We start from the raw sequence: 22,457 nt of genomic DNA, 5'->3' as shown, positions 1-22,457 counted from the left end.
TCTTCCCTCCCCGGACTGGAGGCGTAGTCACTTGTGACGGTTGATACGTAAACAACCTTCTGGGGCCGGCGGGAAAACCTAGAGTCGCACACACGCGGGGTGAGCGCTCCGTACCCCCACTCGAGAGCGAATCTCCATGTATCGACGCGTCACCTCCGTCGCGACCAGTGCGGCCGTCGGCCTCGCTGCCGCTGTGGCCCTCATGCCCGCCAGCGCCCAAGCGGCCCCCGAGACGTTCACCGGACGCGTCCAGGTGATCGTCGGCGACACCATCATCGGCTGCGCGTCCACCCAGATCCAGGCCTACGGCGACCTCCCGGGGATCAGCCAGTCCACCGACGGAGCACTGCGCGTCTCCGTCTCGGCAGGGACCCAGCAGCAGATGGCGATCGAGGGTCGGGACGGAAGCGTGCTCGGCGTGGACGACTCCGCGGCCGCCTACCCGATGACCGGGACGGATCCGCAGTACACCTTCCTCAGCATGCAGGAGCCCCTCGCCGCGGGTTCACCGTCGGTCGCGCGGCGTCAGAGCGCGATCTGGTCGGTCGATCCGGCCACGATGGATCTCTCCGCGACCTACGTGCGCGACGACCTCACCGTCCTGGACATGACGGCCCACACGTTCGGGCACGAGTACTTCATCTCCCTCACCCCCAACTTCGCTGCCGTGGCGAACGGGTTCCCCATGGCGCGCCAGGCCACCTTGCGCCTCGGTGAGACCTGCTCCGGTCTCGTGCAGGTCGATGAAGCGCAAGCCATCACGTTCACCTCCGCCGCTCCGAGCCCCGCGTACCCGGGCCAGACGTACACGGTCGCGGCGACCGGCGGCGCGTCCGAGAACGCGGTCAGCTTCTCGTCGGCCACCTCCGATGTCTGCTCGGTCGACGGCACCACGGTGACGTTCGACGCCGTCGGCACCTGCACGATCGACGCGAACCAGGCCGCGGCCACGGGCTACTCGGCCGCCCCGACCGTGAGCCAGGACATCGCCGTCAGCGCGATCGCCAGCTCGGTCGCACTCGACCTCGCTGACGCCGCCGTCGTGACCGGCCAGACCACCACCGCACAGGCCACTGTCGACGTCATCGCGGGCACGGTCGCCGCGGCGGGCGGCTCGGTCCAGTTCGCGGTCGACGGCGCCGACGTCGGTGCCCCGGTCGCCGTCGACTCCGACGGCCTCGCGTCCAGCCCCGAGCTCGGCGCGGGCGTCGGCTCGCACCAGGTCACCGCGACCTACGTCCCCGCGAGCGCCCACCACCTCGGCTCCACGAGCAGCGCCTCGCTGACCGTCACGGCCGCGAACACCACCACGAAGCTCTCGGTGAAGCCCACCGAGCTCTCGGCCACCGTCGCGCCGGTCGCGCCGGGCGCCGGCACCCCCACCGGTGACGTCACGTTCCGCGTCGACGGCACGAAGGTCGGCACCGCCGCCCTCGCGGACGGCATCGCGAAGCTCGACTTCACCGTGCCGACCGACACGGCGCACGGCGTCTCGGCCGAGTACACCGGCAGCACGGACTTCAACGCCTCCTCCGCGTCGACCTCGCGCTCGAACCCGACCATCACGAGCCACGTGAGCTCGGCCCAGAAGTCGCGCGGCGGCTGGTACCGCACGCCGGTCACGGTCTCGTTCACCTGCGACACCAAGGGCGCCGAGCTGGCCACCGCCTGCCCGAAGCCCGTCACGGTGTCCCGCCAGGGCGCCAGCCGGGTGTCCCGCACCATCCACACCGCCGACGGCGGCGTCGCCACCGTCACCGCCTCGGTCAAGCTCGATCGCAGCGCCCCGAGCGTCGGCGTCAAGGGCGTCAAGCCCGGTCACAGCTACTTCGACGCCCCCACGCCGAAGTGCTCGGCCAAGGACTCGCTCTCGGGCGTGAAGACGTGCAAGGTCACCACGCAGCGTCGCGGCAGCAAGGTCGTCGTGACCGCGAAGGCCACTGACGTCGCCGGCAACGTCCGCAGCAAGCGGATCTCGTACCGCCTCGCCGCCTACACGATCCAGGGCGCCAAGCGGAAGAACGGCGTCTTCCAGGTCCGTCACGGCGAGACCTACACGATTCGCGTCCGCGGATCCAAGGCGAAGTACGTCTACGCCACCCCCGCGCCGGGCAAGCCGCACCGCGGCTCGGTCCCGTTCAAGAAGGCCGGCAAGAACACGTGGGCCCTCGGCGTGACGATGTCGATGACGACGAGCGCCACCCGCTCGTGGAACCTCGGCTACACGCAGCACGGCAAGCTGCACGTCATCAAGGTGAAGGTCATCGGCTGACCCGCACCCACTGACGGAGGTTTCCTGTCACTTCGCGAGGTTCGCGAACCTCGCGAAGTGACGGTTTCCCCGGTTAACCGGGGAAACCGTCAGGCCATCTCGCCCTCGAGGGTCTCGGGACGCGCGTCGGCGTCCTCGACCTCGACGGCGGGCGGCTCGCCGATGTGACGCAGAGCGAACTCCGCGGCGAGCTCGATCGCGAGGTCGGCGTCGGGCAGGTGCCCGGCCATGATCGGGAAGGCGTGCACCTGTCCGCGCCACAGGTGCACGTCGACTTCGACGCCCTTGTCGTCGAGCAGGAGCGCGAACGCCTCCACCTCTGGCCGCAGGAACTCGTCCTCGACGGCCACGAGGTGCGTGGGCGAGTGGATGTAGGCACTGGCGTGGAGCGGGTCGGCGAAGCCCTCGATGATGTCGCCCTCGGGGAGCCAGAGCCGGCGCAGCGCCGCGACGCGCGCGATCGGCAGCACGGCCTCGCGCACCTTGTCGACGCGCATGACGTTCTTGTCCTGGCGGTCGGGCTCGAGGCTCAGCAGCGGCGAGAACGCGATCAGGGCGGCCGGGGCCGGCAGGCCGCGACGCGTGGCCAGCTCGGCCACCTTCATGGTCAGGTAGCCGCCGGCGGAGTCGCCCGCGACGACGACCTTGCCCGCGTCGGGCGCCCGGCCCACCACGTCCTCGTAGGCCGCGATGGCGTCCTGGACCGAGTCGGCGATGCCGCCCACCGGCAGCTGGCGGTAGTCGATCGCGTAGACCGTCCCGCCGGTGGCGCGCACGATCTCCTCGAGCATCGAGCGGTACGAGTGCACGCTGCCGGTGAAGAATCCGCCGCCGTGGAGGTAGAGGAGGTGCAGCCCGGTGGTGGGCCCGTCGCCGGGCGTCATCACCTCACCGGGAACGCCGCCGATGTCGCCGATCTCGACCGTGATGTCCTCGGACGCGCCGCGGTTCACCACCGAGGAGAAGCGCTGGAGGCGGCGCATCGTGCGCTCGTCGACCGGCGCGAGGCGCAGCAGCGGCTTGACCGTCATCCGCGCTCCGCGCCCGATCATGCGGGCCAGCGGGGTGGGGGCGTCGTGCAGGACCGCGGCGGTGTGCACCGCCCGCATCGGGCGGCGGCGTCCGCGTCGAGGGTCCGGCGGTGTGTCCACGCCCCGAGTTTATCGACCGGCCGGTTCTCCGCGTCCTGTCAGCGGGGGCACGCGCTCCGATAGCCTGTCACCGTGGTGACGCTCGAGGAACTGCAGGTTCGCACCCTCGGCGAGTGCAAGTACGACTCGCCGCTGTCCGACTATGTCGCGGCTCGCGCCACCAACGCCTACTACGTCGCCGAGACCGACCGAGTCCTCATCGACGACACGATCTCCCTGCTCTCGGCGCGCGGCGACACCCCGTTGACCGAGGTCCCCTCGTTCGAGCCCGGCGGGCCGCGCCGCAAGATCTTCTTCGATCCCAAGAAGACCAAGGTCGGCATCGTCACGTGCGGCGGCCTGTGCCCCGGCCTCAACGACGTGATCCGCGCGATCGTCCTCGAGCTGTTCGAGCACTACGGCGTCACCGACATCACCGGGTTCAAGAACGGCTACGCGGGCCTCGTCCCGGGCAAGGCGCCCGACCCCATCACCCTGACCCCCGCCTTCGTGGAGACCATCACCGATCGCGGCGGCACCGTGCTCGGCTCGTCCCGCGGCAGCCAGAACATCCCCCAGATCGTCGACAACCTCGTGCACCGCGAGATCGACATCCTCTTCGTCATCGGCGGCGACGGCTCCATGCGCGGCGCCCACGCGATCGCCGAGGAGGCCCTGGCGCGCCAGCTGCCGATCGCGGTCGTCGGGGTCCCGAAGACGATCGACAACGACATCCCCCTAATCGGCACCAGCTTTGGCTTCCAGACGGCCTACGCGAAGGCCGCCGAGTCGATCAAGGGCGCCCGCGTCGAGGTCGAGGCGGCCATCGGCGGCGTCGGCGTCGTCAAGGTCATGGGTCGCGCCGCCGGGTTCATCGCCTGCTACGCCGCCCTGGCCAACCACGACGCCGACTTCGTGCTGATCCCCGAGGTGCCGTTCAACCTCCAGGGGGAGAACGGCCTGCTCGCCACGTTGCGCAAGCGCGTGAAGGAGCGCGGCAGCGCCGTCATCGTGCTGGCCGAGGGGGCCGGGCAGCACCTCACCCCCGCCAGCCGCCGCACCGACGCCAGCGGCAACACCGTGCTGGGCGACTTCGCGGGCTTCCTGCGCGCCCAGATCGCTCGTGACTTCAAGGACCACGACGAGCCGCTCACGCTGCGGTACTTCGACCCCGGCTACATGATCCGCTCGGTGCCGGCCGACGCCGCCGACTCGGTCTACTGCACCCGGCTGGCCCAGGCCGCCGTCCACGCCGCGATGGCCGGCCGCACCGACATGGTGATCGGCCGCCCCCGGCACCGCTTCGCCCACGTGCCGATCTCGGTGGTCGTCAAGAACACGCAGAACGTCAATCCCGACGGCGACCTGTGGCTCTCGGTGCTCGAATCGACGGCGCAGCCCTTCAACATGTCCTGATCCCGGACGTGACTCTCGCATGGTGAGACGGCCGGAAGGACCCGCCGAACGGTGACAGGCTCGCACTGACACCCGATGCTGAAGGAGCACCCATGAGCGAGCACTGGTCGTTCGAGACCAAGCAGATCCACGCCGGCCAGACGCCCGACCCCGCCACGGGTGCGCGCGCGCTGCCGATCTACCAGACGACCTCGTACCAGTTCCGGGACACCCAGCACGCCGCAGACCTGTTCGCCCTCGCCGAGCCGGGCAACATCTACACGCGCATCATGAACCCGACGCAGGACGTCGTCGAGCAGCGCCTCGCCGCGCTCGAGGGCGGCGTGGGTGCGCTGCTCGTGGCCTCGGGCCAGGCCGCCACCACCGGCGCGCTCACCAACGTGGCCGAGGCCGGCGACCACATCGTCGCGTCGGCCAGCCTCTACGGCGGCACCGACTCGCTGCTGCGCCACACGTTCCCCAAGCTCGGCATCGAGGTCACGTTCGTCGAGGACAGCAACAACCCCGACGCATGGCGTGCCGCGGCTCGCGAGAACACGAAGGTGTTCTTCGGCGAGACCATCGGCAACCCGAAGGGCGACATCCTCGACCTCGAGGCCATCAGCGCGGTCGCGAAGGAGGTCGGCGTCCCGTTCATCGTCGACAACACCGTCGCCACGCCGTACCTGCTGAACCCCCTGAAGCACGGCGCCGACACCGTGGTCCACTCGGCCACGAAGTACATCGGCGGCCACGGCACCGCGATCGCGGGCGTCGTGATCGACGGCGGCACCTTCGACTACGCCGCCCACGGCGACAAGTTCCCCGGCTTCACCACCCCCGACGCCAGCTACCACGGCCTGGTCTTCAGCGAGGCCCTCGGCCCGGCGGCGTACATCGCCAAGCTGCGGGTGCAGTACCTGCGCAACGTGGGCCCCGCCGTCTCCCCCTTCAACGCGTTCCTCATCGCCCAGGGTCTCGAGACCCTGAGCCTGCGCCTCGAGCGTCACATCGAGAACACCCGCAAGGTGGCCGAGTGGCTCCAGGCGCGCGAGGACGTCGCGAAGGTCACCTGGGCGTCGCTCGAGGGCAACCCCTACAAGGAGCTCGCCGACAAGTACACGCCCCTCGGCTCGGGCGCGGTGCTCACGTTCGAGCTGCCCGGTGGCGTCGACGCCGGCCGCCGCTTCATCGACGCGCTGGAGCTGTTCAGCCACGTCGCGAACATCGGCGACGTCCGCTCGCTGGCGATCCACCCGGCCAGCACCACCCACTCGCAGGGCACGCCCGAGGAGCACGCCGCCACCGGCGTCACCCCCGGACTCGTCCGCCTCGCGGTCGGCATCGAGGGCATCGACGACATCCTCGCCGACCTCGACGCCGGGTTCCGGGCGGCCAAGTAAGCCGTGACCACCGTTCAGCCGCTGGGAGACCTCACCCTCGAAGGGGGTGAGGTCCTCCCGCGTCTGGAGGTCGCGTACGACACGTGGGGCGAGTTCACCGGCGACAACGCCGTGCTCGTGCTGCACGCCCTCACCGGAGACTCGATCGTCGCCGGCTCCGACGGCTGGTGGAACGAGGTCGTCGGACCCGGCCTGGGCATCGACACCGACCGGTTCTTCGTCGTCGCCGCCAACATCCTGGGCGGCTGCAAGGGCACCACCGGCCCGGCCTCCGCCGGCCCCGACGGGCGCGTCTGGGGCAACCGCTTCCCCGCCATCACCGTGCGCGACCAGGTGGCCGCCGAGGCGATGCTGACCGACCACCTCGGCATCGACCGCTGGCACGCCGTGATCGGCGGTTCGGCGGGAGGGATGCGCGCGGTCGAGTGGGCGGTCACGCACCCCGAGCGCGTGGAGCGCCTCTTCCTGCTCGCCTCGTCGGCCTACGCGTCGGCCGAGCAGATCGCCTGGACGTCCACGCAGGCCGACATCATCCGTGCCGCGGGACCCGAGGCGGGCCTCGAGCTGGCGCGGCGGATCGCGCACACCACCTACCGCAGCGAGGCCGAGCTGGCCGAGCGGTTCGGTCGCACCGTGCAGTCCGACGGCCGCTTCGCGGTGCAGTCGTACCTGCAGCACCACGGCGACAAGCTGGTCAAGCGCTTCGACGCGTGGTCGTACATCGCCCTCGGCGACGCGATGAACAGCCACGACGTGGGGCGCGACCGCGGTGGTCTCGAGGCGGCCCTCGGTCGCGTCACGGCACGCACCGTCGTCGCCGCGATCGATTCCGACCGGCTGTACCCGCCGTACCAGCAGCAGGAGCTGGCCGATCTCATCCCCACGGCCGAGCCGCTCGCCGTGGTGCGCTCGCCGCACGGGCACGACGGCTTCCTCATCGAGCACGACCAGGTCGGAGCGCTCGCCCGGGACCTGCTCGAGCACTGAGCCCGTCCGGTCGCGGGAGCGCGCGGTTCGTGGTGTCGTGGGATCGAGAGGAGATCCCATGGCACCGAAGAAGAAGGCACCGTCGAGTCTGAAGAATCCCGACCTCTACGAGGAGCTCCGCGACGACGGCGCATCCAAGTCGAAGGCGGCGCGCATCTCGAACGCCGCGGCCCGTGACGGCAAGAAGGCCGTCGGCAAGCGCGGCGGGAAGGCACCGGCCTACGAGGACTGGACCGTCGCCGACCTGCGCAAGCGCGCCAAGGAAATCGGCCTGACCGGCTACTCCAGCCAGAGGAAGTCCGAGCTGATCGACTCCCTGCGCAACTCCTGACGTGCCTCGGGGCCGGCCCGAAGGCCGGCCCCGAGGTTCTCGGTCAGTTGATGCGGTAGTCCGAGATGCCGTTCGTCAGCGACGGGCTCGGCCCGGGGCTGATGAACTGCTCGTAGCGCGTGTCGTTGTCGACGTAGCGCTTGAGCCAGGCGATCGAGTACTTCGCGATCGTCGTGTTGCTGGTGTTCGGAGCGAAGTGGCTCGCGCCACGCAGCTCCAGGTACGAGCGCCGCTCGGCGTTCGTCAGCGAGTTGTAGAACGGGATGGCGTGCGATCCGGGGGGCGCCACCGTGTCGTTCTGCGCACCGATCTCGAGCGAGGCGGCCTCGACCTCGGGCCACGACTTGTCGAGGTTCCACGGCGTCAGGCCGATCGTCGCCTCCAGGGAGCGACGCGTCTTGGCGGCCTCGAGCGTTCCACCGCCACCCATCGAGTGACCGATCACGGCCTGCCGCGAGGCGTCGATGCGGCTGCGGACGGTCGTGTCGGCGATCGTCTGGTCGAGCGCCGCGAGCAGCTGCGTGCCGCGCGAGCCCGGCTGGTCGAACCGGCTGTTGGTGTCGATCGTGATGACGACGAAGCCCTGCGAGGCGATCCGCGGGCCCAGCCACGAGATCGTCGACTGCGCCGCCGTGTAGCCCGGCGACACCGCGATCACGCCGAACGTGCCGTCGGCCGTGGAGGTCGGGTAGTAGATCGTGCCACCACCGAAGCCGCGCGCCGAGAACGACGAGATCGTCTTGGAGCTCACCGCGTACGGACCGCGGGTCGCCTCGATGCTGCTGTTCGTCGGGGCCGGCCCCCGCTCGTACGGGTTGTCGGCGGCGACGACCGGCTGGGTCGCGGCGCCGACGGTGAGTGCCGCGCCGGCGAATGCCATCGCGATCAGTCTGGACAGTTTCATGCTCGTCTCCTTCGACGGTCTGGATCGAACCGTTGGGACGAGCTCGTCCAAACGCAGCGGCTTGCCCCCCGATGACGGGCCGATCCAAGGTATCTGCACACCTTGTGCGGATAGTTGGTGCCCTCACGATGCGCTACGCCGACACGTCCTGTCAAGAGGCAAATGTGAGCCACGCCACATTCCGTTAAGGTGAGTTCAATTTCAGGAAATGACGGGAGTCCCCCATGCCCACGATCGATGTCAACGGCACGACCCTGCACTACGAGGACGAGGGCCCGCGCGACGCGCCGGCCCTGCTCATGAGCGCCTCGATGTTCTTCGACGCACGGATGTTCCAGGCGCAGGCGGACCGCTTCGCCGACCGCTACCGCGTGGTCCGCTACGACCACCGGGGACCTGGACGCAGCGCTCGCGCGCCGCGTGAGCAGCTCGACTACGACACCCACACCGCCGACGTCGTGGCCCTGATCGACACGCTGGACCTGGCTCCCGTGGTCTTCGTCGGGAACTCGATGGGCGGCTTCATCGGCCTGCGCCTGGCCGCCCGCCACGGCGACCTGCTGAGGTCGGCGGTCGTGATGGGCACCTCGGCGGACGTGGAGGAGCAGGCCGACCAGATGGACCAGCTGATCGAGGTCCTGGCCGAGCACGGGATGGAGCCGGTGCTCGACGGCGTGCTGCAGTTCATGATGGGCACCACCACGCTGACCGACCCGGCCCGGGCCGACGTCCTGACCGGCGTGCGCGAGCTCCTGCTGAGCCGCGGCCCGGAGTACGCCGATGCCGCCTGGAACATCGCCCACCGCCCCGGTGTGCTCGACGAGCTCGGCGACATCCGCGTCCCGCTGGTCGTGGTGGCCGGAACGGAGGACGCGACCTACCCGCCCGAGAAGTCCGAGCAGATCGTCGCCGGCGTGCCGCACGCCCAGCTGATCCGGATGGAGCACACCGGCCACGTGCACGCGCTGGAGAACCCCGAGGCGGTCAACGAGGTCCTCGAGCGTCACCTCGCCGAGGTCGCACCGGTCTGACCAGGACATGACACGAGGGCCCCGGCGCGATGCCGGGGCCCTCGTGGATGTCGTGCGTCGGAGGTCAGTTGCTCCGCGAGCTGGTGGGCGCGCTCGTGGGCGCACCGTCACGGCGACGACCGGGGCTGCGCGAGCCCTGCGGGCGGCCGCCCGGCCCACCGCGACCCTGGCCACCACGACCCTGGCCACCACGGCCCTGGCCACCGGCGCCCTGACCGCGGCCGCGACCGCCGCGACCCTGGCCGGAGCCGGAGCGCGAGCGTCCGTCGGCCGGCAGCTCGGGCGCCTCGGTGCCCGCGGTCGTCAACGACGCCGCGGTCATCGGCGACGGGGCCGAGGACGCGTAGTGGTGACGAGCGGTCACGCCCGCCTTGCGCTGGAGGGTCATGACCTCCTTGAGCGCGTCGGGGGTGGTCATCGTGACGACCGAGCCCGACTCGCCGGCGCGGGCGGTGCGGCCCGAGCGGTGGAGGTACGCCTTGTGCTCGGCGGGCGCGTCGTAGTGCACGACCAGGCCGATGCCGTCGACGTGGATGCCGCGGGCGGCGACGTCGGTGGCGACGATGACGGTGGCCTCGCCACGGGTGAACTGGGCCAGGTTCCGCTCACGGTTGCGCTGCGAGAGGTCGCCGTGCATGTCGACCGCGGAGACGCCCTTCTGCGTGAGCTGCTTCGCCAGGCGCGTGGCGCCGCGGCGGGTGCGCGTGAAGACGATGCTGCGCGGGTTCACGCTGAGCAGGTCGTACGCGGTGCGCGTCTTCTCGGTGGCCTCGGTGACGAGCACGTGGTGCTCCATCGTCTCGACGTTGTCGTCGGTCGAGTCGACCTCGAACAGTGCGTGCTGGGGCAGGTGACGGCGCACCAGCTTGTCGACGTCGCCGTCGAGCGTGGCCGAGAGCAGCAGGCGCTGGCTGTTCGCCGGGGTGCGGGCGAGCAGCGCGTCGATCGGCTTGAAGAAGCCGAGGTCGCACAGGTGGTCGGCCTCGTCGAGGACGGTGATCTCGATGCCGTCGAGCGTCAGGCAGCGACGGTCGAGCAGGTCGGTGAGGCGGCCCGGGGTGGCGATGACGATGTCAATGCCGCCCTTGAGCGCGTTGATCTGCTTGTTGATCGGCACGCCGCCGTAGACGGTGGTGTGCTTCAGGCCCATCTTCTGCGCCAGCGGCAGCAGGGCGGTGTGCACCTGGATCGCGAGCTCACGGGTGGGCAGCAGGATCAGCGCGCGCGGCGCCTTGGGGCGGCTCGTGCGGCCGGCGAGGCGAGCCAGCACGGGCAGGCCGAACGCGAGCGTCTTGCCCGAGCCCGTCCGGGCGCGGCCGAGGACGTTGCGGCCCTCGAGGGCGGCCGGGAGGACGGCCTGCTGGATGGGGCTGGGGTTGACGATCTCCTGCTGTGCGAGCTTGCGCACGAGGCCGTCGGGGAGGTTGAAGTCGTTGAACGTGGGCAGCGCAGGGCTGCGGTCAATCTGGGTCAAGGGGTCTCAATCACTGAAGGGTGCCCGCTTGCCAGGGACGCGATTTCCGCGCTACATCGTCGGGCCGGAACAGCGCGCGAAGGGCGCGTTCACCTTTCGAGCCTAGCAGCCGGGCGCCCCGGAGGCCCCATCCTGACGACGTGACCCTCGACTCCCCGCACAGCAGGGCCCCGGCTCGTCGCCGGGGCCCTGCCGATCCGAGTGGGAGGATCACTCGAAGTAGCGGCGCGGGTTCTTCACCAGCATCGCGTCGACGTCGTCCTCGCTGAGGCCCTTCTCCAGCAGCATCGGCACGACGTCGTCGGGGATGTGCCGGAAGTTCCAGTTCGGCTGCATCTCGACCTTGTCCTCGGGCTTGAAGTAGTCGATGTAGCACGACGCGTCGTGGGCGAGCGTGATCTTCTCGACGTAGCCGCGGCGCACCAGCTCGACGATCGTGTCGACGCGCTTCTCGGTGGACAGGTAGACGTCCAGGCCGAAGCGGTCCATGCCCAGCAGCGAGCCGTTCTCCGCCAGCTCCGACAGGTAGTCGACGTCGTCGGAGTCACCGGAGTGGCCGAGCACGATCTTGCTGGGATCGACGCCCTCCTCCCCCAGGACCTTCTGGGCCACGAGGCCCGAGCGGGTGTGCGGGTTGGTGTGCACCGTGACGGGGGCACCGGTCTGCGAGCTGGTCTGCCCGACGGCGCGCATGACGCGCTCGACCCCCGGCGTCAGGCCCGGCTCCTCGATGACGCACTTGAGGAACGCCGCCTTCACGCCCGTGTCGGCGATGCCCTCGTTGATGTCCTTGAGGAACATCTCGACGAGGGGCTCCGGCTGGTCGAACAGCAGGCCGGGGCCGCGGTGCTCGAACTGGTGCGGGAGGTCGTTGTAGGTGTAGAGGCCGGTCGCCACGACGATGTTGAGGTCGGTCTGGGCGGCGACCTTCTGGATGCGCGGGATGTACCGGCCCAGGCCGAGCACGGTGGGATCGAAGATCGTGTCGATGCCCGCCGACTTGAGGTCGTTGAGGTCACGCACGGCATCGGCGACCTTCTGGTCCTCGTCCCAGTCCCCGGCGTAGTTGATGCGGAACTCCTCGCCCAGGACGAAGACGTGCTCGTGGACCAGGGTCCGGCCCAGCTCTGAGCTGTCGATCGGACCCTTGACGGTCTGGACAGTCGCCATGCGCACTCCTTGGATGATCAGTTGATGTGGCTTGTGTCACACCCCTAGGATCACAGCGTACTGAATTTGAGTCCGGTTTCAACTGTCTTTCGAGAGGAATTCCCGATGGCCGCCTCCTCCGCGCTGCGACCCCGCGCAACGCCTGCTATCTCCAGTCCCATGGGCCCCGTCCGTGCGACCGAGTACGGTCGTGAAGCATGACCACCACCAAGCGCACCACCCTCGCCCAGCGCCCCTCGGGACTGCCCGACGACAGCACCTGGGCGACCGAGGAGGTCGACCTCCCCGCACCCGCGGACGGCGAGTTCCTGGTGAAGATCGACCACATCTCGCTCGACCCCGCGATGCGCGGTTGGCTGAACGACGTGCGCTCGTACGTGCCTCCCGTCCAGATCGGTGAGGTCATGCGCGCGGCCGGCACCGGCACGGTCGTCGAGTCGAACCACCCCGACTTCGCGGAGGGCGACGCCGTCACCGGCACCTTCGGCGTCACCGAGTACGCCATCAGCAACGGCGACGGCGTCCAGAAGATCGACACCTCGCAGGTGGGTCCCGCCACGTGGCTCGGTGCCCTGGGCATGCCCGGCCTCACCGCCTACCACGGCCTCCACGAGGTCGGCGAGATGAAGGAGGGCGACATCGTCGTCATCTCCGCCGCCGCGGGCGCGGTCGGCAGCGTGGCCGGCCAGCTGGCCAAGGCCAAGGGCTGCACCGTGATCGGCATCGCCGGTGGCGCCGAGAAGTGCGCGTGGCTCAAGGAGATCGGCTTCGACGAGGCGATCGACTACAAGAACGAGAACGTGCTCAAGCGCCTGCGCGAGATCGCCCCGAAGGGCATCGACATCTTCTTCGACAACGTCGGTGGCGACATCCTCGACGCCGCGCTGGCGAACCTGCGCCACGGTGCCCGCGTGATCATCTGCGGCGCCGTCTCGACCTACAACGACGAGAAGTTGGCGCCCGGCCCGAAGCGCTACATGTCGCTGCTCGTCTTCCGCGCGAAGATGCAGGGCTTCCTCGTGTTCGACTACCCGGAGAAGGACGCGGCGGCCATCGCCGACATGTCCGAGCTGATCTCCTCGGGCAAGCTCGTCGCCCGCGAGACGGTCGTGGAGGGTGGCGTCGAGAAGTTCGGCGAGACGCTGCTCGGCCTCTTCGAGGGTCGCAACACCGGCAAGCTGGTCCTCAAGGTCGCCTGACCGACCCACGCAAACGGCGCCGGAGCGAGAGATCGCTCCGGCGCCGTCGTGCGTCAGGCGTGGGCGGCGAGGAAGTCCAGCACCTTCGGCTCCACCGTGTCGGGCGCCTCGAGCAGCGGGCTGTGCCCGCACCGCGGCACCATCACCAGCTCGGAGTCGGGCAGGCCGTCGGCCAGCTCGGCCGCCCAGTCCGGCGGCCGCACGGGGCACTCCTCGCCCGACACCACGAGGGCCGGGACGCCGATCGAGGGCAGCAGCGGTGTGGCGTCCTTGCGCCGCATGACCCCCACCATCGCGGGCAGCAGCTCGGGCGGGAGCTCGCTCATCCGCCCCGACCACAGGTCCACGACGTCCTTCTTCTGCGGGTCCGCCAGCGTCGACCGGCCGAGCATGACCTGCTGGAGGAACTCCAGCCGGTCGTCGGCGAAGCCCTGCTGCGCGGCGTTCGTCGCGAACGCCACGTACTCCTCGACCTTCTCGGCGGGCTCGCCGCGGACGGACGAGCCGACGAAGACGAGCGCCCGCACCAGGTCGGGCCGGTAGGCGGCCAGCCGGGCCGCGACGTCGCCGCCCATGGACGACGCCACCACGAGGGAGTCCTGCAGGCCGAGCGCGTCCATCACGGCGGCCGTGTCGCCCGCGGCCTGTTCCATCGTGACCTCGTCGGACTCCGCCGGCGCGCTCGCGCCCTGGCCGCGGAACTCCGGACGGACGAACCGGAACCGGCCACGGCCGGCCTCCACCAGCCCGTCGAACATGCGGTGGTCGAGGAAGAGCGAATGGAGGCAGACCACCACGGGGAGGTCGTCCTCCCCGGTGTCCTCGACATGGAAGGTCGTGCCTGCTGCGTTGATCGTCGTCATGTGGGGGGATCCTCTCGTGTGACCTGCGTCACTGTCTCGCGCCACACTAACCTGAAACCGAATATGATTTCACCTATGACTTCCGAAGCGGCCTCGGCCACCCGCGCGCCCTCGTCCCTCCTGGAGGGCAGCACCGGCGCCGGAACGGACGCCTCGCTGGGCGAGCTGCTGCGCAGCCGGCGCAGCATCCGCGGCTACCGTCCCGACCCCGTGCCCCGCGAGGTCATCCGCGAGATCCTGGCCGAGGCCGTCCTCTCACCGTCGTCGATGAACACCCAGCCGTGGAAGTTCCACGTCCTGTCGGGCGAGGTCCTCGACCGCATCCGCGAGGAGAACACGCGCCTCATGCTGGCCGGCGCCCCGATCCAGCGCGACGTGACCGTGGCCGAGCGCTACGAGGGCGTGCACCGCGACCGCCAGGTCGACATCGCCAAGCGCCTCTTCGGCGCGATGGGGATCGCCCGCGAGGACCAGGAGGCCCGCCTCGACTGGACGATGCGGGGGTTCCGTCAGTTCGACGCGCCCGTGTCCATCGTCATCGCGCACGATCGCAGCCTCGAGGCCGTGAGCCCCATCGCGCACTTCGACCTCGGCGCCGTCGTCCACGCCCTCGTGCTGTCGGCGTGGTCGCGCGGACTGGGCACCGTCATCAACAGCCAGGGCATCATGCAGGGCGCCGCGGTCCGCCGCGAGGCCGGCATCCCCGACGACCACGTGATCTTCACGGCGGTCGCGCTGGGCTACCCGGACGAGGACTTCGCCGCCAACCACGTGCGCTCGGCGCGCGAGTCGGTGGACGACGTTGCCAGGTTCGTCGGATTCGACTGAGCGTGGGATCCGACTGAGCGTCGGATTCGACCGAGCCGCGTCAGGCGCGCTTGGAGCCGTCGAGCGGGACGCCCAGCGCGTCGAGCCAGACCCGCGTCGCGGTCTGGACGATCGCGTCGTCGCTCATGCCCGGCTCCTCGAGGGCGTACACGTGGTACGCCAGGCGGCCGAGGATGGGCGAGAGCGCCCGCGCCGTCATGTACGGATCGAGCTCGGGGTTGGCGTAGCCCGCGTCCTGGAGCCGCTTGATCCACCGCGCGTTGCGCTCGGCGAACGCCTTGGCCCGCTCGAGGCGCAGCTGGCGGAAGTTCGGGTCGATCGTCGCGACCTGCTCGAGCAGCAGGTTCAGCTTGGCGTTGCGCTTGTACGCCTCGACGTACGCCCGGTTGCTGGCGTCGAGGATCGCCGCCACGTTGCTGAGGTCGTCGTCCACCCGCGGCAGCCCGGGGTGGAGCATGTCGTCGGCCGCCGCCTGCATGACAGCGGTGAAGATCTCCTCCTTGCTGTCGAAGTAGGTGTAGAACGTGCCGATCGAGCAGTTCGCCCCGGCGGTGATGTCGGCGAGGCGCGAGTTGATGAACCCGTCCCGCTCGAACACGCTCCGGGCGGTGGCGACCAGGGCGGCGCGCGTGCGCACGCCGCGGGCCGTGGTGGGCATCTCCCGGACGCGGGAGGTGTCGACCAGGGTCGGCAGCTCGCGGACGACGTCCTCTGCTTCCACTTCGCTCATGACGTCACCGATCCTACTGTGCGGTAGTGCTCGACGTGACCGGGCTCACCGGATCACCACCGGGTTCACGGGGGCACCGGTGCCGCCGACCACCTTGAGCGGCGCGGCCGTGTAGAGGAACGTCCACCGTCCGTCCGCCGCGCACGCGGCGGCGAGGTCGTCCAGCCACGCGATCTCGGTGAAGGTGACGCCGAGGTTCCGCATCAGCGCACTGTGCAGCGGCAGCACCACGCCGTGGTTCGGATCCATCGTGACCTCGTTCGCGATCGTGTCGGTGACGAGGTTGGGGATCTCCATCTGCTGGAACCACTCGACGAGCTCGGGCGAGTAGGTCAGGCCCGGCTCGCAGAAGTCGGCGTAGAAGTCCTCGGGGGTCGTCTCGTACCAGTGCCCGATGAAACCGGTCCGGATCAGCAGGACGTCACGCGGCTCGATCTCCTGACCCTGGGCCTTCGCTGCCTCGAGGAGGTCCTCGTGCGTGAACGTCTCGCCCTTGTCCAGGTGCGCCTTCCCGCGGTGGCGGGCCATGTCGATGAGGATGCCGCGACCGACGATGCCCTTCTGCGCGATGGGCAGCACCGAGGCCTTGCGCATCTCGCCGACGGTCTCCGTGGCGTCGAAGCCGTTCCAGATCTTGCCGCCGATCCAGACGTGGCCGAGGGCGTCGTACTGCGTGGACGCCTGCAGGAAGATCGTCGCCTTGTCGTCGGCGTAGTGCGCGCCGCCGGGCGTCTCGTCGCCCTCGCCGCGCTGGAAGAAGCCCTCGTCCATGATGTTCTGGCGCTGGATCGGCTCGCGTCCCGGCCACACCGGATCGCCACCGGGGTCACCCATCGGGACCTGCAGCGTGAAGCTCTCGCCCGAGACGATGGCCGCGGCGCCGCGCACGGCCTCCTGCGGGCCGAGGTAGTTCAGCGAGCCCACCTCGTCGTCGGGGCCCCACTTGCCCCAGTTCTTGGGCGAGTCGGCCAGGACGGCCTCGGTGTCGGGGGCGGCGTTCTCGGTCATGGACGTCCTCTCGGGGTGGTGAGGCGACCGGCGAGTCCGGTCGTCTCGGCGACGTGCCAGGCGTGGTCGATGACGCCCTGGATGCGTTCGGGGGTGGGCGCGCCGCCCTCGGCGGTGTTCGCCGGGTTGTCGAGGGTGCGCCGGTAGACGCCCTCGCTGATGATCGCGACCTTCCAGATGCCCAGGACGTGCCAGAAGGCGAGCGTCCCGCCGTCCCGCCCGGAGGCGTCGAGGTAGGCCTGTGCCAGCTCGTCGCGGGTGGGGAAGCCCGGCAGGGTCGAGGCCGCGAACAGCCCACTGGGGGCCTCGCCGGCCTCGGGCCAGTACGCCAGGGTGCTGCCGATGTCGGCCATCGGGTCGCCCAGGGTCGACAGCTCCCAGTCCAGGACGGTGCGCACGGTGCCGTCCTCGCCGTCGACGATCACGTTGCGGATGTGGAAGTCCCCGTGCACGAGGGACAGGTCGCCCGGCGGCGGGACGTGGTCGTGCAGCAGCGCGGTCAGCGCGTCGAGGTCGGGTCGCTCGACGGTCCTGCTCGCCTCGAACTGGCGGGACCAGCGCTTGAGCTGGCGCTCCGCGTAGGACGACCGCGACGCCAGGTCGCCGAGTCCGACCGCGTCGACGTCGACCGCGTGGATCGCCGCGAGCGTGCGAGCGATCTCGAGTCCCAGCCGGCGACGGGCGTCGAGGGTGAGCGACTCGGCGATCTCCATCTGGTCCAGCACGATGCCGTCGACGTGCTCCATCACGACGACGGGCACGTCGGCGACCCGCTCGTCCTCGCTCACCCCGACGAGCCCGGGGACGGGGACGGGAGTGTCCTGCAGCGCAGCGAGGATGCGGTGCTCGCGCACCACGTCGTGCGCCGACGCGAGCAGCTCGCCGAGCGGGGGCCGGCGCGCGATCCACGTCCGGCCCCCCTCGTCCTCGAGGCGGTACGTCAGGTTGGACTGGCCGCGGCCGACGCGGGTCGCGGAGATCGTCCCGCCCACGTCGACGCCGCGGCCACGCATCCAGCCGCCGAGGGCGGTCAGGTCGAGTGCGACCGTCACTTACCGCTCCCGAAGCGCTGTCCGCCGTCGATCACGAGGGTCTCGCCCGTGATCCAGCTCGCGGTCGAGCCCGCGAGGAACGCGACGGCCGAGCCGATGTCCTCCGGCTCGCCGATCCGGCGCAGCGGCGTGTTCGCCGCGACGGCCTCCTCGTGCTCCTTCCACAGCTCCTCGGCCAGGCGGGTCCGCACGACGCCGGGGGCGACCGCGTTGACCCTGATGCCCGGGCCCAGCTCCTGCGCCTGGTGGCGGGTCAGGTGGACCAGGGCGGCCTTCGAGGCGTGGTAGACCGCGAGGTTCGGGCCCACGGCGAACGCGCCGAGCGACGCGGTGTGCACCACCGAGCCGCCGTGCTCGCCCATCCAGAGCTCGTACGCCAGCTGGGTCCACAGCGTCGGGCCCCACAGGTTCACGTCGAGCGTCTTGGCGAACCGCGAGTGCTGCTGCTCGACGAGGGAGCCGAACGCCGGGTTGGTGCCGGCGTTGTTGACGAGGACGTCGATGCTGCCGAACTGCTCGAGCGTGCGCTCGAGGCAGGCCCGGGACGCGTCCTCGTCGGTGACGTGGGCCCCGATGCCGAGGGCGCGCTCGCCCACCTCACGGGCGGCCGACTCGGCGTCCTCCTGCTTGCGTGCGGTCAGGACGACGTTGGCGCCCTCCTCGTGCAGGGCGTGGGCGATCGCGAGGCCGATGCCTCGCGACGCGCCCGTCACCACGGCGGTACGACCGGCGAGTCCGAGATCCATCAGAGACCACGCTCCGAAGCGCGGCGGCGCAGCTCGACGCGGGCGAGGGTGCGCTTGTGGACCTCGTCGGGTCCGTCGGCGATCCGCAGGGTCCGCTGGTGGGCGTAGAACGAGGCGAGCGGGAAGTCGTCGGTGACGCCACCGCCGCCGTGGACCTGGATCGCACGGTCGATGATCTTCAGCGCGATCTCGGGCGCCTTGACCTTGATCGCGGCGATCTCCACGCGGGCCTTCTGGTTGCCGACCGTGTCCATCAGCCACGCCGTCTTGAGCACGAGCAGGCGGGTCGCCTCGATCTCGATGCGGGCCTCGGCGATCCAGTCCTGGATGTTCGCCCGGTCCGCGACCGGCTGACCGAACGTGGTCCGCGACTGCGCCCGGTCGATCATCAGGTCCAGCGCACGCTCGGCCATGCCGATCGAGCGCATGCAGTGGTGGATGCGGCCCGGCCCGAGGCGCGCCTGGCTGATCATGAAGCCGTCGCCCTCACCGGCCAGCAGCGCGGTCTTGGGGACGCGGACGTCCTCGAACAGGATCTCGGCGTGGCCCTCACGGTCCAGGTAGCCGAACACCGGCAGACCACGCACCACGGTCACGCCCGGCGTGTCGATCGGCACGACCATCATCGACTGCTGACGGTGCGTCTCGGCCTCGAGGTTGGTCTTGCCCATCACGATCAGGACCTTGCAGTTCGCGTGCAACGCGTTCGACGCGAACCACTTGCGACCGTTCAGCACGTACTCGTCGCCGTCGGGAACCATCCGCAGCTCCACGTTCGTCGCGTCCGAGGAGGCCACCGCCGGCTCGGTCATGCAGAACGCCGACGCCATCTCGCCCGCGAGCAGCGGCTTGAGGTACTTCTCCTTGTGCTCCTCGGTGCCGAACAGCTGCAGCACCTCCATGTTGCCGGTGTCAGGAGCGTTGCAGTTGATCGCCTCAGGAGCCAGGTACGGGCTACGGCCCGTGATCTCGGCCAACGGCGCGTACTGCAGGTTCGTCAGCCCCGGCGATCCCCACTCCTCGTTCTTGTGCGGGTGGAACAGGTTCCACAGACCCAGCGAACGCGCCGTCTTCTTCAGCTCCTCCAGCACCGGCGGGTGGAAGTTCGGGTTCCCCGACTCCGCCATCTGCTGGTGATAGACGGCCTCGGCCGGATACACGTGCTCGTCCATGAAGGCATTGAGCTTGTCCTGGTACTCACGCGTCATCGCGTCGAGTTCGAACTTCATCAGTCTCTCCTCGAGTGGTGCGGCCGCCGCCTCTCGGCGCCCGCGGGATGGGGTGGGGGGACGGCGCTATGCGGCGGCTCGTCGTCGGGCGAGCGTTCCCACGCCGACGCCCAGGATCAGCAGCAGGCCCTGGAAGAAGTACTGCCAGTAGGTCTCGAGTCCCACCAGGGCGATGGAGTTGAAGCCGACCGAGACGGTGATGACGCCGACGAGGGTGCCGAGGATGTGGAACTGCCCGTCCCGCAGCACGGCGGAGCCGAAGAAGGACGCGGCGAACGCGCTCAGCAGGTACGTGTCGCCCGCCGAGACCGCGGCGCTGCCCGTGCGGGAGGCCAGCAGGAATCCGGTGACCGCCGCGCACATCGAGCACACGACGAACGCGATGACGCGCACGCGATCGACCCGGATGCCCGACAGCTCGGCGGCGACTCGGTTGCCGCCGACGGCCTGCATGGACTGCCCGAGGACGGTCCGGTTCAGCAGCCACCACAGCAGCGCGGCGATGACGAGCATGATGTAGACGGGGTAGGGGATGCCCAGGAACCGGCCGAACGTGATCTCCAGGAAGGCGTCGGGATCGCCCAGGGCGATGGGGGCGCCGTCGGAGATCATGTAGTTCACGCCGATCACGATCGTTCCGACGCCCAGTGTCGCCACCAGCGCCGAGACGTTCATGAAGGTGACGACGAACCCGTTGATCAGGCCGACGATCGCGCCGACCACCAGGATTGCGACCAGCGCGAGCGGGATCGAGAGGTTCTGGTTCACCATCAGCGCGCACGCGGTCACGCCGGCGAGGCTCGCCGTGTTGCCGATGCTCAGGTCGAACTCGCCCGTCACCAGGACGAACGTCAGGCCCATCGCGATGATCGCCGACAGGGCGCTCTGGTTCAGGATGTTGATCGCGTTGTCGACGGTCGGGAAGGTGGTCGGCGCCAGGATCGACGTGCCGATGATGAGGATGGCGAGGACGAGCAGCGCGCCGTACCGGCCGAACCACTCGAAGAAGTGGGCGTGGGACTTCGGGGCTTCCGAGGTCGGTTCGTTCTCCATCAGGCTGGTCATGCGGGCTTCTCCGTTTCGGTGGTGCCGGAGCTCTCGGAGCTGCCGAAGCACAGGGCGGTGAGGTGGTCCTCGTCGAACTCGCTGGCCGGTACCTCGGCGACCAGCTGTCCTGCGCGCATCACGAGGACGCGGTCGCAGATCGCGAGCTCCTCGAAGTCGCTGGAGATGACCAGGACCGAAGTCCCCTCCGAGGCCAGTCCGGTGATGATGCGGTAGATCTCGGCGCGTGCGCCGACGTCCACCCCGACGGTGGGCTCGTCCAGGACGAGCAGTCCGGGGTTGGTCCGGACGTACTTGCCGACGACGACCTTCTGCTGGTTGCCGCCGCTGAGGTGGTGGGCCGTGTCCCGGATGGAGCGGGCCTTGACGGAGAAGCGCTCCATCAGCGCCTCCCCCGTGGACCGCGAGGACTTCGGCCGGAACCGCGCCCGCATGCTCGATGCCGAGCCGTGCTCGGCCATCGCCAGGTTGTTCTCGACCGTGTCGGTCAGGACCAGGCCCTGGCTGCGACGCTCCTCCGGGACCAGCGCGATGCCGGCCCGCAGGGCGTCGTGCGGCGACTTGGGTGCGTACGGCTCGCCGCCCAGCGTCATGGTGCCGCCGGTCGCCCGATCGGCTCCGATCAGCAGCCGCGCCAGCTCGGTGCGGCCCGCGCCGACGAGTCCGGCGATGCCGACGATCTCGCCCTCGTGGACGTCGAACGAGGCACCGAGGACCCGCGGTGCGCGGCTGAGACCGCGCACCCCCAGGCGCACCGGACGGGTCTCCGCGACGCTCTCGTCCGCCTCGGCCTCCAGGCGCGACACCAGCTTCTCGACCTCGCGGCCGACGATCTGGGTGGTCAGCTCCTGACGGTCGGTCTCCGCCGAGTCCAGCGTGGCGACCTTCTGACCGTTGCGGAACACCGTGATGGTGTCCGACACCTGGAGGACCTCGTCGAGCCGGTGCGACACGTAGAGGATGCCCACCCCGTCGGAGGTCAGCTCGTCGATCACCGACATGAGCTTGCTGGCCTCCTCGTCGGTGAACGAGGCGGTCGGCTCGTCCATCGCGATGAACCGAGCGTCGCGCATCAGCGACCGGCCCAGCGACACCATCCAGCGGTCGGAGACCGAGAGCTGCTCGACCTCGATGTCGAGCGGGATCTCGAAGCCGAGCCGCTCCTGCACCGCCTTGGCCTCACGGCGCAGGCGGCGCAGGTCCAGGATCCCGAACCGGCCGGGATGTCCCGATCCCATCGCCATGTTTCGCAGGACCGAGAACTTCGGCACCAGGTTCAGCTCCTGGTGGATGAAGCTCAGGCCCAGGTCCGCGGCGTCACGCGGGTTGGCCACCTCGACGCGCTCGCCGTCGAGGAGGATCTCGCCCTCGTCGGCGCGCTCCAGGCCGGCCAGGATCTTCACGAGGGTCGACTTCCCCGCGCCGTTGGCTCCGCACAGCGCGTGCACCGAGCCGGGCCTCACCTCGATCGAGACGCCGTCCAGAGCCCGACTGCCGCCGAACGACTTGGAGATGCCCCGCATCTGGAGCAACCCGGACGTCACGGGGGCCGGGTCGGGCCCGCCACCTGCTGGGGAACCGGTCATGGTCTTCTCCTCGTCGCCCTGCGCGGGCACGTCGAGCTCTGGACGGATCGTCAT

The 22,457-nt window shown here is 70.0% G+C and carries 20 protein-coding genes; 8 read left to right on the top strand and 12 right to left on the bottom strand.

Features of this window, described 5'->3' with window-relative positions:
- Positions 1-136 precede the first annotated feature (136 nt).
- Positions 137-2,272: an Ig-like domain-containing protein gene (locus H1W00_RS04055; protein ID WP_181753833.1), complete on the top strand. Its 2,136-nt coding sequence runs from the start codon at positions 137-139 to the stop codon at positions 2,270-2,272.
- An 89-nt stretch (positions 2,273-2,361) separates the two neighbouring features.
- On the opposite strand, the gene H1W00_RS04050 is transcribed toward H1W00_RS04055, so the two are convergent.
- Positions 2,362-3,423: an alpha/beta hydrolase fold domain-containing protein gene (locus H1W00_RS04050; protein ID WP_181753831.1), complete on the bottom strand. Its 1,062-nt coding sequence runs from the start codon at positions 3,421-3,423 to the stop codon at positions 2,362-2,364.
- Positions 3,424-3,495: 72 nt separating this feature from the next.
- Between H1W00_RS04050 and H1W00_RS04045 the strand changes: the two genes are divergently transcribed.
- From H1W00_RS04045 to H1W00_RS04030, 4 genes are all read left to right on the top strand, one after another.
- Entirely contained in the window at positions 3,496-4,818 is a 1,323-nt protein-coding gene (locus H1W00_RS04045; protein ID WP_181753828.1) for an ATP-dependent 6-phosphofructokinase, read from the top strand.
- Between the two features lie 92 nt (positions 4,819-4,910).
- Positions 4,911-6,200: a bifunctional o-acetylhomoserine/o-acetylserine sulfhydrylase gene (locus H1W00_RS04040; protein WP_181753826.1), complete on the top strand. Its 1,290-nt coding sequence runs from the start codon at positions 4,911-4,913 to the stop codon at positions 6,198-6,200.
- A 3-nt stretch (positions 6,201-6,203) separates the two neighbouring features.
- A complete protein-coding gene (gene metX / locus H1W00_RS04035; protein ID WP_181753824.1) occupies positions 6,204-7,187 on the top strand; it encodes a homoserine O-acetyltransferase MetX in 984 nt (327 codons plus the stop codon).
- A gap of 58 nt (positions 7,188-7,245) precedes the next feature.
- On the top strand, positions 7,246-7,518 hold the full coding sequence (locus tag H1W00_RS04030; protein ID WP_181753822.1) for a DUF7218 family protein: 273 nt from the start codon (positions 7,246-7,248) through the stop codon (positions 7,516-7,518).
- 43 nt (positions 7,519-7,561) lie between these two features.
- On the opposite strand, the gene H1W00_RS04025 is transcribed toward H1W00_RS04030, so the two are convergent.
- Positions 7,562-8,422 (bottom strand): poly(ethylene terephthalate) hydrolase family protein, encoded by an 861-nt coding sequence (locus tag H1W00_RS04025; RefSeq protein ID WP_181753820.1) that lies wholly within the window; start codon positions 8,420-8,422, stop codon positions 7,562-7,564.
- 224 nt (positions 8,423-8,646) lie between these two features.
- Here H1W00_RS04025 and H1W00_RS04020 point away from each other — a divergent pair, with 224 nt between their 5' ends.
- Positions 8,647-9,453 carry an alpha/beta fold hydrolase gene (locus H1W00_RS04020; RefSeq protein WP_181753819.1) on the top strand — a complete coding sequence of 269 codons (807 nt, stop codon included), beginning with the start codon at positions 8,647-8,649 and terminating at the stop codon, positions 9,451-9,453.
- 64 nt (positions 9,454-9,517) lie between these two features.
- Here the strand turns inward: H1W00_RS04020 and H1W00_RS04015 are convergent, their stop codons facing one another.
- Together H1W00_RS04015 and H1W00_RS04010 are read right to left on the bottom strand one after the other, a co-directional pair.
- Positions 9,518-10,927, bottom strand: a complete 1,410-nt coding sequence (locus H1W00_RS04015) for a DEAD/DEAH box helicase (protein ID WP_206679965.1) — start codon at positions 10,925-10,927, stop codon at positions 9,518-9,520.
- A 210-nt stretch (positions 10,928-11,137) separates the two neighbouring features.
- Positions 11,138-12,097 (bottom strand): phosphotriesterase family protein, encoded by a 960-nt coding sequence (locus H1W00_RS04010; protein ID WP_181753817.1) that lies wholly within the window; start codon positions 12,095-12,097, stop codon positions 11,138-11,140.
- Positions 12,098-12,294: 197 nt separating this feature from the next.
- Between H1W00_RS04010 and H1W00_RS04005 the strand changes: the two genes are divergently transcribed.
- Positions 12,295-13,296 carry an NADP-dependent oxidoreductase gene (locus H1W00_RS04005; protein ID WP_181753815.1) on the top strand — a complete coding sequence of 334 codons (1,002 nt, stop codon included), beginning with the start codon at positions 12,295-12,297 and terminating at the stop codon, positions 13,294-13,296.
- 53 nt (positions 13,297-13,349) lie between these two features.
- Here H1W00_RS04005 and H1W00_RS04000 read toward each other — a convergent pair whose 3' ends face one another.
- Positions 13,350-14,159, bottom strand: coding sequence for an alpha/beta fold hydrolase (locus H1W00_RS04000; RefSeq protein WP_181753813.1), 810 nt, complete (start codon positions 14,157-14,159; stop codon positions 13,350-13,352).
- A gap of 75 nt (positions 14,160-14,234) precedes the next feature.
- Between H1W00_RS04000 and H1W00_RS03995 the strand changes: the two genes are divergently transcribed.
- The gene (locus H1W00_RS03995; protein ID WP_181753811.1) at positions 14,235-14,987 is read left to right on the top strand and encodes a nitroreductase; all 753 of its coding nucleotides are present in this window, start codon (positions 14,235-14,237) and stop codon (positions 14,985-14,987) included.
- Between the two features lie 40 nt (positions 14,988-15,027).
- Here H1W00_RS03995 and H1W00_RS03990 read toward each other — a convergent pair whose 3' ends face one another.
- The 7 genes from H1W00_RS03990 to H1W00_RS03960 form a co-directional block, all read right to left on the bottom strand.
- A complete protein-coding gene (locus H1W00_RS03990; RefSeq protein ID WP_181753809.1) occupies positions 15,028-15,717 on the bottom strand; it encodes a TetR/AcrR family transcriptional regulator in 690 nt (229 codons plus the stop codon).
- A gap of 45 nt (positions 15,718-15,762) precedes the next feature.
- Positions 15,763-16,725, bottom strand: a complete 963-nt coding sequence (locus tag H1W00_RS03985; RefSeq protein WP_181753807.1) for a cyclase family protein — start codon at positions 16,723-16,725, stop codon at positions 15,763-15,765.
- Positions 16,722-17,777, bottom strand: a complete 1,056-nt coding sequence (locus H1W00_RS03980) for a phosphotransferase family protein (RefSeq protein ID WP_206679964.1) — start codon at positions 17,775-17,777, stop codon at positions 16,722-16,724. Before H1W00_RS03980 ends, H1W00_RS03985 begins: the two co-directional genes overlap by 4 nt.
- The gene (locus H1W00_RS03975) at positions 17,774-18,523 is read right to left on the bottom strand and encodes an SDR family oxidoreductase (RefSeq protein WP_206679963.1); all 750 of its coding nucleotides are present in this window, start codon (positions 18,521-18,523) and stop codon (positions 17,774-17,776) included. Before H1W00_RS03975 ends, H1W00_RS03980 begins: the two co-directional genes overlap by 4 nt.
- Complete coding sequence (locus H1W00_RS03970) at positions 18,523-19,752, bottom strand: acyl-CoA dehydrogenase family protein (protein WP_181753806.1); 1,230 nt, start codon at positions 19,750-19,752, stop codon at positions 18,523-18,525. Before H1W00_RS03970 ends, H1W00_RS03975 begins: the two co-directional genes overlap by 1 nt.
- A gap of 66 nt (positions 19,753-19,818) precedes the next feature.
- Positions 19,819-20,817 (bottom strand): ABC transporter permease, encoded by a 999-nt coding sequence (locus tag H1W00_RS03965; protein WP_206679962.1) that lies wholly within the window; start codon positions 20,815-20,817, stop codon positions 19,819-19,821.
- A complete protein-coding gene (locus H1W00_RS03960) occupies positions 20,814-22,457 on the bottom strand; it encodes a sugar ABC transporter ATP-binding protein (protein WP_181753804.1) in 1,644 nt (547 codons plus the stop codon). The genes H1W00_RS03965 and H1W00_RS03960 overlap by 4 nt, the downstream gene beginning before the upstream one ends.

It is taken from the genome of Aeromicrobium phoceense, from assembly GCF_013868155.1.
Classification (GTDB): domain Bacteria; phylum Actinomycetota; class Actinomycetes; order Propionibacteriales; family Nocardioidaceae; genus Aeromicrobium; species Aeromicrobium phoceense.
Note: the sequence above shows the minus strand (reverse complement) of the source record. Positions and strands in the feature narration are given on the sequence as shown.

Bases quoted from the DNA above. Each gene is read 5' to 3' on its own strand.
- H1W00_RS03970 (WP_181753806.1), bottom strand. From the start codon at position 19,752: ATGAAGTTCGAACTCGACGCGATGACGCGTGAGTACCAGGACAAGCTC.
- H1W00_RS04025 (WP_181753820.1), bottom strand. From the start codon at position 8,422: ATGAAACTGTCCAGACTGATCGCGATGGCATTCGCCGGCGCGGCACTC.
- H1W00_RS03960 (WP_181753804.1), bottom strand. From the start codon at position 22,457: ATGACGATCCGTCCAGAGCTCGACGTGCCCGCGCAGGGCGACGAGGAG.
- H1W00_RS04040 (WP_181753826.1), top strand. From the start codon at position 4,911: ATGAGCGAGCACTGGTCGTTCGAGACCAAGCAGATCCACGCCGGCCAG.
- H1W00_RS03985 (WP_181753807.1), bottom strand. From the start codon at position 16,725: ATGACCGAGAACGCCGCCCCCGACACCGAGGCCGTCCTGGCCGACTCG.
- H1W00_RS04000 (WP_181753813.1), bottom strand. From the start codon at position 14,159: ATGACGACGATCAACGCAGCAGGCACGACCTTCCATGTCGAGGACACC.
- H1W00_RS04055 (WP_181753833.1), top strand. From the start codon at position 137: ATGTATCGACGCGTCACCTCCGTCGCGACCAGTGCGGCCGTCGGCCTC.
- H1W00_RS04005 (WP_181753815.1), top strand. From the start codon at position 12,295: ATGACCACCACCAAGCGCACCACCCTCGCCCAGCGCCCCTCGGGACTG.
- H1W00_RS03995 (WP_181753811.1), top strand. From the start codon at position 14,235: ATGACTTCCGAAGCGGCCTCGGCCACCCGCGCGCCCTCGTCCCTCCTG.
- H1W00_RS04030 (WP_181753822.1), top strand. From the start codon at position 7,246: ATGGCACCGAAGAAGAAGGCACCGTCGAGTCTGAAGAATCCCGACCTC.
- H1W00_RS03965 (WP_206679962.1), bottom strand. From the start codon at position 20,817: ATGACCAGCCTGATGGAGAACGAACCGACCTCGGAAGCCCCGAAGTCC.
- H1W00_RS03990 (WP_181753809.1), bottom strand. From the start codon at position 15,717: ATGAGCGAAGTGGAAGCAGAGGACGTCGTCCGCGAGCTGCCGACCCTG.
- H1W00_RS04010 (WP_181753817.1), bottom strand. From the start codon at position 12,097: ATGGCGACTGTCCAGACCGTCAAGGGTCCGATCGACAGCTCAGAGCTG.
- H1W00_RS04020 (WP_181753819.1), top strand. From the start codon at position 8,647: ATGCCCACGATCGATGTCAACGGCACGACCCTGCACTACGAGGACGAG.
- H1W00_RS03975 (WP_206679963.1), bottom strand. From the start codon at position 18,523: ATGGATCTCGGACTCGCCGGTCGTACCGCCGTGGTGACGGGCGCGTCG.